This window comes from Polaromonas sp. YR568 (assembly GCF_943372955.1).
In the GTDB taxonomy this organism is placed as follows: domain Bacteria; phylum Pseudomonadota; class Gammaproteobacteria; order Burkholderiales; family Burkholderiaceae_C; genus Polaromonas.
In genome coordinates, this window is the sequence record NZ_CALSAL010000001.1 from 197,574 (window position 1) to 210,289 (window position 12,716).

10 protein-coding genes and 2 riboswitches are annotated in these 12,716 nt (G+C 63.5%); of the genes, 2 read left to right on the forward strand and 8 right to left on the reverse strand.

Annotated features, from left to right (window positions below):
* Window positions 1-13: 13 nt before the first annotated feature.
* The 8 genes from gcvP to AAG793_RS00985 all read right to left on the reverse strand — a co-directional run bounded on the left by gcvP (window position 14) and on the right by AAG793_RS00985 (window position 10,833).
* A complete protein-coding gene (gene gcvP, locus AAG793_RS00950; protein ID WP_341902801.1) occupies window positions 14-2,908 on the reverse strand; it encodes an aminomethyl-transferring glycine dehydrogenase in 2,895 nt (964 codons plus the stop codon).
* 63 nt (window positions 2,909-2,971) lie between these two features.
* Window positions 2,972-3,337 carry a glycine cleavage system protein GcvH gene (gene gcvH / locus AAG793_RS00955; RefSeq protein WP_341902804.1) on the reverse strand — a complete coding sequence of 122 codons (366 nt, stop codon included), beginning with the start codon at window positions 3,335-3,337 and terminating at the stop codon, window positions 2,972-2,974.
* A gap of 41 nt (window positions 3,338-3,378) precedes the next feature.
* The gene (gene gcvT / locus AAG793_RS00960; protein ID WP_341902807.1) at window positions 3,379-4,533 is read right to left on the reverse strand and encodes a glycine cleavage system aminomethyltransferase GcvT; all 1,155 of its coding nucleotides are present in this window, start codon (window positions 4,531-4,533) and stop codon (window positions 3,379-3,381) included.
* A gap of 58 nt (window positions 4,534-4,591) precedes the next feature.
* Window positions 4,592-4,693, reverse strand: a riboswitch (glycine riboswitch).
* 22 nt (window positions 4,694-4,715) lie between these two features.
* A riboswitch (glycine riboswitch) is annotated at window positions 4,716-4,818 on the reverse strand.
* Between the two features lie 203 nt (window positions 4,819-5,021).
* A complete protein-coding gene (locus AAG793_RS00965) occupies window positions 5,022-6,299 on the reverse strand; it encodes a TRAP transporter large permease (RefSeq protein WP_341902810.1) in 1,278 nt (425 codons plus the stop codon).
* Window positions 6,296-6,790: a TRAP transporter small permease gene (locus tag AAG793_RS00970; protein ID WP_341902812.1), complete on the reverse strand. Its 495-nt coding sequence runs from the start codon at window positions 6,788-6,790 to the stop codon at window positions 6,296-6,298. The genes AAG793_RS00965 and AAG793_RS00970 overlap by 4 nt, the downstream gene beginning before the upstream one ends.
* Before the next feature lie 134 nt (window positions 6,791-6,924).
* Complete coding sequence (locus AAG793_RS00975; RefSeq protein ID WP_341902814.1) at window positions 6,925-7,896, reverse strand: TRAP transporter substrate-binding protein; 972 nt, start codon at window positions 7,894-7,896, stop codon at window positions 6,925-6,927.
* Window positions 7,897-7,976: 80 nt separating this feature from the next.
* The gene (gene denD, locus AAG793_RS00980) at window positions 7,977-8,999 is read right to left on the reverse strand and encodes a D-erythronate dehydrogenase (protein ID WP_341902816.1); all 1,023 of its coding nucleotides are present in this window, start codon (window positions 8,997-8,999) and stop codon (window positions 7,977-7,979) included.
* A 148-nt stretch (window positions 9,000-9,147) separates the two neighbouring features.
* On the reverse strand, window positions 9,148-10,833 hold the full coding sequence (locus tag AAG793_RS00985) for an electron transfer flavoprotein-ubiquinone oxidoreductase (RefSeq protein WP_341902818.1): 1,686 nt from the start codon (window positions 10,831-10,833) through the stop codon (window positions 9,148-9,150).
* 132 nt (window positions 10,834-10,965) lie between these two features.
* Here AAG793_RS00985 and AAG793_RS00990 point away from each other — a divergent pair, with 132 nt between their 5' ends.
* Entirely contained in the window at window positions 10,966-11,748 is a 783-nt protein-coding gene (locus tag AAG793_RS00990; protein ID WP_341902820.1) for an SDR family oxidoreductase, read from the forward strand.
* A 15-nt stretch (window positions 11,749-11,763) separates the two neighbouring features.
* Complete coding sequence (locus tag AAG793_RS00995) at window positions 11,764-12,687, forward strand: DMT family transporter (RefSeq protein ID WP_341902825.1); 924 nt, start codon at window positions 11,764-11,766, stop codon at window positions 12,685-12,687.
* The last annotated feature ends 29 nt before the right edge of the window (window positions 12,688-12,716 follow it).

A 12,716-nucleotide genomic window follows, 5' to 3' on the forward strand; every position in this document is an offset into this window, starting at 1 on the left:
CAGACGGATGAACTCAGGCGTAGTCGCTCACCGGCACGCAACTGCAGAACAGGTTGCGGTCGCCATAGACATTGTCCACACGGCCCACCGGCGGCCAGTACTTCACTTGCTTGAGCGAGGCCAGCGGGAAGGCGCCGGTTTCGCGCGAATACGGACGGTCCCACTCTGCCCCCAGCAGGCTGGCCGCGGTGTGCGGTGCATGCTTGAGCGGGTTGTTGTCCTGCGGCCAGACGCCGGATTCAACCTGGCGAATCTCCTCGCGGATGGCGATCATCGCGTGGATGAAGCGGTCCAGCTCGGCCAGCGTCTCGCTCTCGGTCGGCTCCACCATCAGCGTGCCGGGCACCGGAAAGCTCAGCGTCGGCGCATGAAAGCCGTAGTCCATCAGGCGCTTGGCCACGTCTTCGGCGCTCACGCCGCTGGTTTCTTTCAGCGGGCGCAGATCCAGAATGCATTCGTGCGCGACATGGCCGTTCTCGCTCGCGTACAGCGTGGGGTAGTGGTCCTTGAGTTTGGAGCTGACGTAGTTGGCGCTGAGAATCGCAATCTCGGTCGCCTGCTTCAGGCCCTCGGGGCCCATCATGCGGCAGTACATCCAGCTGATCGGAAGCACCGCCGCATTGCCGAGCGGTGCGGCGGAAATGGCACCCACGCCATTGACGGGAACGCCCGCCGTGGCATGGCCAGGCAGGTAGGGCACCAGGTCTTCCACCACGCACACCGGGCCCACGCCGGGGCCGCCGCCGCCATGCGGAATGCAGAAGGTCTTGTGCAGGTTCAGGTGGCTCACGTCGCCACCGAACTCACCCGGTGCAGCCACGCCGACCAGCGCGTTCAGGTTGGCGCCGTCCACATAGACGCGGCCACCGTGCGAATGCACCAGCTGGCAGAGTTCCTTCACGCGGGTCTCGAACACGCCGTGCGTGCTGGGGTAGGTGATCATCATCGCGGCCAGGCGGTCGCTGTACTGCTCGCACTTGGCCTTCAGGTCGGCCATGTCCACATTGCCCTGCTCATCGCAGGCGGTGACCACCACCGTCATGCCGACCATCTGCGCGCTGGCCGGGTTGGTCCCGTGGGCCGATGAGGGGATCAGGCAGATGTTGCGGTGGCCCTGACCTTTGGCCTCATGGAAGGCCTTGATGACCAGCAAGCCTGCGTATTCGCCCTGCGAACCGGCATTGGGCTGCAGGCTGATGCCCGCATAGCCGGTGGCCTGGCACAGCCAGTCGCGCAATTGCTGGTCAAGCTCTGCATAGCCCTGCAGCTGGTCGGCCGGTGCGAACGGGTGCACGTTGGCAAATTCCGGCCAGGTGATGGGAATCATCTCGCTGGTGGCGTTGAGCTTCATGGTGCAGCTGCCCAGCGGGATCATCGTGCGGTCCAGCGCCAGATCCTTGTCGCTCAGCATGCGGATGTAGCGCAGCATGCCGGTTTCGGAGTGGTGGGTGTTGAACACCGGGTGCGTGAGGAAGTCGCTGGTGCGGCGCAGGTCGGCAGGAATCAGCGACTCGATGCCTTTTTCAAATGCGCTCACCACTGGCAGGGTCTGCCCGGGCTTGGCAAAGAAAGACCAGAGCTTCTCGATGTCTGTGCGGGTGGTGGTTTCGTCCAGCGACACGCCCAGGTGGTTGTTGAGGCGGCAGCGCAGGTTGGCACCGCCTTCGCGGGCACGCTCTGCAATCGCAGCAGTGGCGTCACCGGTACGCACCGTCACTGAATCAAATGCGCCGGTGTTGCTGATCTCATAGCCCAGTTCCTGCAGACCGCGCACAAAGATCGCCGTGTAGGCCGCAATGCGCTCGGCAATGCGCTTGAGGCCCTGCGGCCCGTGGTAGACCGCGTACATGCTGGCAATCACCGCCGGCAGCACCTGTGCGGTGCAGATGTTGGAGGTGGCTTTTTCGCGGCGGATATGCTGCTCGCGCGTCTGCAGCGCCAGCCGGTAGGTGGGGTGGCCGTGTGAATCGACACTGACGCCGACCAGTCGGCCGGGCAGTGAGCGCTTGAACTCGTCCCGGCAAGCCAGGTAAGCCGCGTGCGGGCCGCCATTGCCCATCGGCATGCCAAAGCGCTGGGTGGTGCCGAGCACGATGTCGGCATCCCACTCGCCGGGCGGCGTGAGCAGCGTCAGTGCCAGCAGGTCAGCCGCCACGCACAGGGCGGCGTTGTCCACATGGGCCTGCCCGGCCAGCGGGCGCAGGTCGTGAATGCTGCCGGTGGTGGCCGGGTACTGCACCAGCACGCCAAAGTAGTCGCCAGTGGTCATCAGCTGCGGCACGGTCTCGGTCACCGAGCTGATGCGCACCTCGATGCCCAGCGGTTTGGCGCGCGTCTGGATCACCTCGATGGTCTGCGGGTGGCAGTCGCCCGAGACGATGAAAACATTGCTCTTGCTCTTCACGCTGCGTTTGGCCAGCGTCATCGCCTCGGCCGCGGCGGTGGCTTCGTCCAGCATCGAGGCGTTGGCAATCGGCATGCCGGTCAGGTCGCACACCATGGTCTGGAAGTTGATGAGGGCTTCCATGCGGCCCTGCGAAATCTCGGCCTGGTAAGGCGTGTAGGCGGTGTACCAGGCGGGGTTTTCGAGGATGTTGCGCAGGATCACGCCGGGCGTGTGGGTGCCGTAATAGCCCTGGCCGATGTAGCTTTTAAGCACCTGATTTTTGGACGCAATCGCCTTGAGCTGCTTGAGCGCGGCGGCTTCCGTGACCGGCATCGGAATCGCCATCGCGGTGCTGCGTGCAATCGAGCGCGGCACGATGCCCTCGATCAGCGCGCGGCGCGACGCGGCGCCGACCACGCTGAGCATGTGCGCCTCGTCGGCGTCGTCGATGCCGATGTGGCGGGCGATGAATTCAGCCGGGTTTTCAAGGTCGCCCAGCGGCTTGGCGGATTGCATCAACATGGTGGGAATTCCATTTTCGAAGTGAGGTGGTGCGTCCTGTACCCGATCACGGGCTCAGCAGACTCAGGCCGAGAAAGAGGTGTAGGCGGTTTCGTCCATCAGCGCATCGAGCTGCGACTTGTCCGACAGCTTGATCTTGAAGAACCAGCCGGCGCCCAGCGGGTCGCTGTTGGCGAGCGACGGGTCGTCGCGCAGCGCTTCATTGACTTCGGTGACTTCACCGCTGACCGGCATGTACACATCGGCCGCCGCCTTGACGGACTCGACCACGCCAGCGGTTTCCTTTTGCGCGAAGGTGGTGCCGACGGCGGGCAGGTCCACAAACACCACATCGCCCAGCGCGTCCTGCGCGTGCACGGTGATGCCGACGGTGGCGGTGTCGCCTTCAATCTTCAGCCATTCATGGTCTTCGGTGTACTTGATGGTCATGGTGTTCTCCTGGGGTTCAATGTGAAAAAAGGGGTGAAAAATCAGCCGCGGAAGTAGCGGTTCGGAACAAATGGCATGGAACTGACCTCCATGGGGACCGGCTTGCCGCGCACCATGGCGTTGACCTTTGTGCCCAGCGCCGCAAAGCCGGGCGGCACATAGCCCATGGCCACGGGCTGGTTGATGGTGGGGCCGAGCAGGCCGCTGGTGACTTCACCAATCAGTGTGCCGTCTGGTGCATGCAGCGGTGTGTGGTCGCGCACCGGCACGCGCTCCAGGGCCTTGAGGCCCACGCGCTTGCGGGTGAGAGTGCCTGGGTTGTCCAGTTGGGCAAGTACCTTGTCGGCACCGGGGAAGCCGCCCGCCCGCGCACCACCGGTGCGGCGCACTTTCTGGATCGCCCAGTTGAGGCTGGCTTCAATCGGTGTGGTGCTGGTGTCGATGTCGTTGCCGTAGAGGCAAAGACCCGCCTCCAGTCGCAGCGAGTTGCGGGCGCCGAGGCCAATCGGCTTGACTTCCGGTTGGGCGAGCAGGGCGCGCGCCAGTGTCTCGGCCTGCGAGGCGTGCACGGAAATCTCGAAGCCGTCTTCACCGGTGTAGCCGCTGCGGGTGAGAAAGCAGTCGCACCCTGCCACTTCGAAGCGGCCGCCGTTCATGAACACCAGTTTGTCGACGCCGGGCGCCAGCCGCGCCAGCGCGGTCACTGCCTGCGGCCCCTGCAGCGCCATCAGCGCCATCTCGGGCATGGGAATCACCTCGCAGCGACTGCCAATGCGCTGCTGGATATGGGCGATGTCGCCAACCTTGCAGGCGCCATTGACGATGATGAACAGGTCGCCGCCGTTGGCCACATCGCGGTTGAAGAACATCAGGTCGTCGATGATGCCGCCGTCGTCATTGAGCAGCAGACCGTAGCGCTGCTTGCCGGCGGGCAGGTCGATCACATCGACCGGAATCAGGCTTTCCAGCGCAGCGGCAGCATCGGGGCCGACCAGGCGCAGCTGCCCCATGTGCGAAACGTCAAAGAGGCCTGCGCTGCTGCGGGTGTGCAGATGTTCGGCCATCAGGCCGGCGGGGTATTGCACCGGCATGCTGTAGCCAGCAAACGGCACCATGCGGGCGCCCAGTTCCAGATGCAGCGCATGCAGTGGGGTTTTCAGCAATGATTCCTGAGCAGAAGAAGAGGGGTCGGACAAGGCGTTCTCCGGGGGCAAACACGATTCCACGACGGCTGCCTTGCGGCATCGGTCATGCGCTGCCCCTGCTGTCCTCTTTACCTGAGAGATTCGCCTGGCGATACAGGTTTGCTCCTTCGGTGGACCGCCCTGACGGCGGCCTCTCTCCAGTAGGGAACGTCATCCGGCAGCACGCTGCCAGACCACGGTTGCCAGTCCTTTTGCCTGAGCGTTCAGGACACCGTGAGGGTGTCGCCTGCGCCTTCGGCGGCTTCCGCGAAAGAAGCTCTCTCCTAGCAACTAAGATTCTACCGCGCGGCCTTGGCTCGGGACCCGGTTCCTTGCCAGCACGAGCCGCGGAACCGACTTTGCCGGGCTACAGGCGCGGGCAAGTAAAGGGAGCTTTGTCTTCACCAGCGGAGCCGTGGAACCGGCTTCGCCGGGCCACAGGCGGACGGCCCCCTCTGGGGGCAGCGACCCACACGAAGTGGGGAAGCGTGGGGGCCTATTTACTTTGCGTAAACAATGTCCCGCAGGAACAGCGACAGCTGCGGCACAAAGGTGATCAGCATCAGACAGCCCAGAATCACCAGCACGAAGGGAATCAGGTGCGGGATGATGCGGTCCAGCGATATTCGGGCCACCGTACAGGCGGCAAACAGGTTCACGCCAAAGGGTGGCGTGATCATGCCCAGGGCGAGATTGACCACCATCACCAGCCCGAAATGCACCGGGTCAACGCCGAAATGCATCGCCACCGGCGCCAGAATGGGCGCCAGCACAATGATGGCGGCACTGGTTTCGATGAACATGCCAATCACGAACAGCGCTGCGTTCACACCCAGCAGGAACATCACCGGTGACTGGAGCACTTGCTGCAACCACACGCCAATCGCTTCGGGCACCCCTGCACGCGTGAGCAGGAAGGCGAACAGCCCGGCATTGGCGATGATGAACATGATCACCGCGCTGGACAGCACCGACTTGCGCAGAATGACGTACAGGTCCTTCAGCTGGATCTCGCGGTAAATGACCACGCCGACGATCAACGCGTAGAAAACGGCCACTGCCGACGCCTCGGTGGGCGTGAAGATGCCACCGTAAATGCCACCCAGAATGATGACTGGCATCATCAACGCCCAGCCGGCCTGCAGGGTGGCCTTGCCAAAGCCGAGGCGGCCGTCACCGTCGTTCTTGCCCCAGCCCTTGTAGCGGCAGTACAGGTGCACAAACAGCATCAACGCCAGGCCAATCAGCAGGCCGGGGCCAAACCCGGCGATGAACAGCTCGCCAATCGACACCTCGGCGCTCACGCCGTACAGGATCATCGGGATGGACGGCGGGATGATCACGCCCAGCTCGGCGCTGGTGGCCTGCAGGGCCGCCGCATAGCCCGTGGGGTAGCCGTGCTTGATGAGCGCCGGAATCAGGATGGCGCCGATGGCAAACGTGGTGGCCACCGACGAGCCGGAGACCGCCGCAAAGATCATGCAGGTCAGCACGCAGGTCATCGGCAGACCGCCTTGCACGCCGCCGACAATGCTTTTCGCGAACTCGACCAGCCGGCGCGAGATGCCGCCGGTTTCCATCAGGTTACCGGCGAGGATGAAGAAGGGAATGGCGGCCAGCGGAAACTTGTTGATGGAGTTGAACATCTCCTTCACCGAGATCAGCATGTTGGCGTTGGAGGCCTGGATACCCAGCACCGAGGCCAGGCCAATCGACACCGCCACAGAGATGGTGAGTGCAAAGCACAGCACCATTGTGGTAATCATCACTGGGGTCATTGCGCTGTCTCCAGTTCGTTACGCTTTGGGTCGATCAGGTTGCCGATGATGCCGATGGCGGCAAACACGCCACCCACAGGCATGGCCACATAGCCCCAGAACATGGAGATCGATTCGAGTCCGGCCATCGATTGCACCCTTCCGCGCAGCGAATAATCAAGGCCCCACCAGATGATCACCGCAATCAGGGCCAGTGCAGCGATGCAGACCACCCAGTCCAGCACGCGGCGGATTTTCGGCGGGCTCCAGCGGTACAACACATCCACGCTGACCATGGCACCTTGCCGGAAGGCCATGGGGATGCCCATGAACACCATCCAGATCAGGCTCAGGCGAATCAGGATCTCCGACCACTCCGCCGGTTGCTCCAGAACGAAGCGGGTCACGATCTGGAACATGCCCAGCGCCGAGGCAATCGCGAGCATCAGGCAGGCAACGAGCGTTGAGAACTCGGTTGTCCAGTGCTCGAACTTGAGAAAAGTCTTTTTCATGAACCGTGTCCCGTGTGGGTTTGCTGCATTGTCCTGCTTGTCACGAACTGTCACGAATGAAAACGCCCGCCAATCTTGCGATCGCGGGCGCCATGCGCGGCCGGTTGTGATCAACCGCCGCAGCGAACCACCGCTTACTTGAAGTTACGGATGGCGTCGATGTTGGCCTTGCCGAACTGCTTTTCAAACTCGGCGTTGACCGGTGCCAGCATCGCCACGAACTTGGACTTGTCCACGTTCTCGATCACGGTCATGCCCTTGCTGCGCAGCTCGGCCACACCGTTGGCGTCGTCCTGGTCCACGCGGGCGCGGTTGGCCTTGGTGGCCTCTTTGGCGGCTTCGAGGAAGGCGGTTTTGTCGGCTGCGGACAGCTTGTCAAAAGCGGGCTTGCTCATCAGGATGAGGCAGGGCGAGTAAACGTGACCGGTGAGGGACAGGTGTTTTTGAACCTGGTCAAACTTGGAGGCCATGATCACGGACAGCGGGTTCTCCTGGCCGTCCACCGTGCCCTGCTGCAGGGCGGTGAACACTTCAGGGAAGGCCATTGGCGTGGTCACGATGCCGAGGCCCTTGTAGGCGGCAATGTGCACCGGGTTTTCCATGGTGCGCATCTTCAGGCCCTTGAGGTCTTCAGGGCCTTTCACATCGCGCTTGCTGTTGGTCATGTGGCGGAAGCCGTTCTCGGCCCAGGCCAGTGCCTTGAAGCCCTTGGCGTCGAACTTCTTCAGCATCTCCTGACCGATCGGGCCATCGAGCACGGCGCGTGCATGGGCCTTGTCGCGGAACAGGAAAGGCACGTCGAGGATTTTGGTCTCAGGCACAAAGTTGGGCACCGGGCCGGTGGACGTCAGCGTGAGTTCCTGGGTGCCGAGCTGCACCGCTTCGATGCTTTCGCGCTCGCCGCCCAATGCGCCGCTGTAGAAGGTCTGGATTTTGTAGCGCCCGTTGGTGCGCTTCTCGACTTCGCGTGCGAAGGTGTCGATGCCCACGCCCTGGTGCGAGTTCTGGGCCGTGGAGATGCTGATCTTCATCACGGTCTGTGCGCTGGCAGACGCGACGAAGCCCAGTGCCAGGGTGAGGCTGAGAAGCAGTTTCGAGAATTTCATGGAGTCTCCTGTCGTTGTTCCGAGGTGGGTAATGACACAAAGCCTGTCACGCAGCGTGCAGGCCCTAAGCACGCATATTATTACTGTGTGCGGGCGTCCGCTGTGCGCGGGTTTTCGCTTAAGTAGGCGGCAATGATGGCGTCAAAGTCGGTATCTGGCTGTAAACCGAGCTGCCGTGCGCGCGCGGCGTCGATCTGCGAAGGCCAGTTGGTCACAATATTTGCGATCACCGGGTCCGGGCGCCAGTCGATCAGGTCGGCGACGGCCTTGCCGGCCTGTCGCTCCAGCGCCGCTGCCATATTGCCCACCGTGGTGGTGATGGCCGGCAGATTGATGGCGGTGCGGGCGCCCCAATCGCTGTCGCTGGCCTCCGCCGCGCGGATCAGCCCCTCAATGGTGCGGGCAGGCGACGACAGGGCCACAGCAGTCTCGGGCGACACCGGACACACCGCGCGCACGCCGGCCAGTGGCTCGCGGATCATGCCGCTCAAAAAGCTCGACGCGGCGCCATTGGGTTTGCCGGGGCGCACGCTCACCGTCATCAGCCGCACGTTGCGGCCTCGAATGAATTTCTTGCGGGCGTAGTCGGCCACCAGTTGTTCGCCAATGAACTTCTGGATGCCGTAGCTGTTTTGTGGCGTGGGCAGCGTGCGATCGTCAATCACGGCGGGCAGGGGCTGCTCGGGCGAATTGCCGAACACGGCGAGCGAACTGGCGAACACCACGGTGGGCGTGGTTTTCAGGGCGCGGCAGGCTTCCAGCAGCGCGCGCGTGGCATCCACATTGCTGCGCATGCCGAGGTCGAAGTTGGCTTCACATTCGCCGCTCACGGCGGCCGCCAGATGAAACACCACATGGTCTTCCGGCCGCACCACGCGGTCATCGGCGGCGGTGCTGCCGAGCAGCTGGTTCAGGTCGCCAATCAGCACGCGAATGCGTGGATCGGCGGCCAGCGCGCCCGTGGGTGCTGCGCGGTCGACGAGCGTGATGGTATCGATGCGCTGCGCCGGCCCGCCGGCCAGCGATAGCTCGCCAAGCGCAAGAAGCTTTTGTGCGAGTCGGGCGCCGAGGAATCCGGCGCCGCCGGTGATGACGATGTTCATGGCTCTTTTGTCTCCGGACTGTCTTGTTAGGGCAGCAGCGTCAGCCTTGACGCCCTGCATTCCAGAGTTTAGTGCCCGCCAGTGCCCGGCGATGTACCTTGTTGGTAACCAAGTGCGGGACGTACTGGATCAACCCGGTCTACGCCGCTTACATGCCTGCGTAGTTGGGGCCGCCGCCGCCCTCGGGCGTGACCCAGACGATGTTCTGCGTCGGGTCCTTGATGTCGCAGGTCTTGCAGTGCACGCAGTTCTGCGCATTGATCTGCAGGCGGTCGGTGTTGTCTTCGTTTTTCACGTACTCATAGACGCCGGCCGGGCAGTAGCGGCTCTCGGGGCCGGCGTACTTCGCCAGATTGATCTGCACTGGCACGCTGTTGTTCTTCAGGGTCAGGTGCGCCGGCTGGTTCTCTTCGTGGTTGGTATTGCTCACAAACACGCTGGAGAGCCGGTCGAAGCTGAGCTTGCCGTCGGGCTTGGGGTAGGTGATCTGCGGCATCTCGGCAGCCGGACGCAAATACATGTGGTCGGGCTGGTCGCGGTGCAGCGTCCAGGGTGGCGCTGACACACCGATCTTGGGCAGGAACCACTGCTCGATGCCCGTCATCAGCTTGCCCATCAGTGGGCCCTTCTTGAACCAGTGCTTGAAGTTGCGCGTCTGCCAGAGTTCTTCATGCAGCCAGCTTTTCTCGAATGCGGCGGGGTAGGCAGCGAGCTCGTCGCCGCTGCGGCCGGCGGTCACGGCCTCGTAGGCGGCTTCTGCGCACAGCATGCCGCTCTTGATCGCCGCGTGGCTGCCCTTGATGCGCGCCGCGTTCAGATAACCCGCATCGCATCCGACCAGCGCGCCGCCGGGGAACACGGTTTTGGGCAGGGCTTGCGGCGTGCCGTTGTTGATCGCGCGGGCGCCGTAACCGAGCCGTTTGCCGCCCTCAATGTGGGCGCGGATGGACGGATGCGTCTTCCAGCGCTGCATCTCGTCAAAAGGCGACATCCACGGGTTCTGGTAATCGAGCCCGATCACAAAGCCCAGCGTGACCTTGTTGCCTTCAAGGTGGTAAAGAAAGCCACCGCCAAAGGTGTTGTCGTCCATCGGCCAGCCGGCGGTGTGCACCACCAGACCGGGCCTGGCCTTGTCGGCAGGCACTTCCCACAGCTCCTTGATGCCGATGGCGTAGCTCTGTGCGTCCTTGCCAGCGTCGAGCTTGTATTTGGCAATCAACTGCTTGCCGAGGTGGCCGCGTGCGCCTTCGGCAAACACGGTGTACTTGGCGTGCAGCTCCATGCCGAGCTGGAAGTTGTCGGTGGGCTCGCCGTCCTTGCCGATGCCCAGGTTGCCGGTGGCCACGCCTTTGACGGAACCGTCGTCGTTGTAGAGCACTTCGGCCGCCGCAAAGCCGGGGAAAATCTCGACACCCAGCGCCTCAGCCTGCTCACCCAGCCACTTGGTCACCGCGCCCAGGCTGATGACATAACAGCCGTGGTTGTGGAAGTTGCGCGGCACCAGAAAGTCAGGCGTACGACTCGCGCCGGTTTCGCTCAGCACCAGCAGGTCATCGCCCTCAACCGGCTGATTCAGCGGCGCGCCGCGTTCCTTCCAGTCGGGGAACAGTTCGGTGATGGCGCGCGGGTCCATCACGGCGCCCGAGAGAATGTGCGCGCCGGGCTCTGAGCCTTTTTCCAGCACGACCACCGACACGTCGTTTCCCTTTTCGGCGGCGAGCTGTTTCAGACGGATGGCTGTGGCTAGTCCACCGGGGCCGCCACCGACCACGACCACGTCGTACTCCATCGCTTCGCGGGGGCCGAACTGGGCCAGAATGTCTTGGGTGTTCATCGGTGACTCGCTGATAATGATTTTTGAACAAGGGGCTTGATGCCCTCTTGGATCGCTTTGATTTTATGCCCCTGTGCAGGGATTGCGGCCCTTGCCCGCACCCTGTGATCTGTTTATCGAGAGGAGCCCCTAATGGCTTACAGCCTGGATCTTTCTGGCCGTGTCGCGCTGGTGACCGGCGCATCCGGCGGTCTGGGTGCGCAGTTTGCGCGCACCCTCAGTCGTGCCGGTGCGGCCGTCGTGCTGGCCAGCCGCCGCATGGACAAACTCAAGGAGCTGCGCGCGCAGATTGAAGCCGAGGGCGGCGACGCGCATGTGGTTGCGCTTGATGTGACCGACCACGACAGCATCAAGGCCGGTGTGGCCCATGCCGAGACCGAGGTCGGCCCCATCGACATCCTGGTCAACAACTCGGGTGTCAGCACCACGCAGCGCATTCAGGATGTGGCCGAGGCTGATTACGACTTCATCTTCAACACCAATGTGAAGGGCGCCTTCTTTGTGGCGCAGGAAGTCGGCAAGCGCATGCTGGCGCGTGCCAAAGGCGCTGCCCCCGGCACCTATGGCGGTGGCCGCATCATCAACATCGCATCGATGGCTGGCCTGCGCGTGCTGCCGCAGATCGGCGTGTACTGCATGAGCAAGGCAGCCGTGGTGCAGATGACCAAGGCGATGGCGCTGGAGTGGGGCAAGTTCGGCATCAATGTCAACGCCATCTGCCCGGGCTACATCGACACCGAAATCAACCACCACCACTGGGAAACCGAGCAGGGCAAGAAGCTGGTGCAGATGCTGCCGCGCAAGCGCATCGGCAAGCCGGAAGACCTTGACGCCCTGCTGGTGATGCTGGCCAGTGGCGAAAGCCACTTCGTCAACGGCGCGGTGATTGCGGCGGACGATGGTTTTGGTGCCTGATCACCTTCATCACGCATGCTGACCGGGATTCTGGCGGGCCTCGCAGCCGGGGCGCTGTGGGGCATCGCGTTCGTCACGCCGCGCATGCTCAGCGTGGACGGCGGCGGCTTCTCGTCGGTTGACCTCGCGTCGGGCCGCTTTGTGGTGTATGGCTTGGTTGCTGCCGCAGTGATGCTCGCTGGCTGGCGCAGCCGGCGCCTGCCCACCTGGCGCCAGGCCGGTGCCGCGCTGGTGATGAGCGTGCTGGGCTTTACCGGCTACTACCTGCTGCTGGTGCTGGCCATTCGCGACGCGGGCACCGAAGTGCCTTCGCTGGTGATTGGCACCATACCGATCTGGATCATGCTGCTGGGCAAGCCGCACGGCTTGCGCTGGGCAGCCTTGCTGCCGGGGCTAACGTTCACTGCTGTGGGCCTCGCCTTGATGATGTACTCAAGCCATGCGGGCGGCGTGGCCACTGGTGAAGCTGTGGATGTGTCGGCCACCCACTTCTGGCGGGGTGTGGTGTTTGCGCTGGCGTCGCTGGTGTGCTGGACGATTTTCGCCATCCTCAACTCCTCGTGGCTCAAACGCCATCCGGAAGTCAACGCCACCGACTGGGCCAACTGGCTGGGCATTGCGGCTGGCCTGGGCGCTTTGCTGATGTGGGGCGCGACCGGTTCTGATGTGTCGGCCATGGCCGCACGGCCCGACCTTGCCACCTTTGTGCTGCTGTGCCTCGTGGTGGGTGCCGGCTCCACCTGGCTGGCCACCATCCTCTGGAACATGGCCAGCCAGCGGCTGAGTGCCAGCCTGTGCGGGCAGCTCATCGTGAGCGAAACCATTTTTGCGCTGCTGTACTCTTTTGCCTGGGACGGTCACTGGCCCACGGCGGTGCAACTCGCGGCCTGCGTGCTGTTCACGCTGGGCATCCTGGCGTCCATCCGGGCGCATCGCTAATCACTGCGGATCACCGCTGACCACCTTCC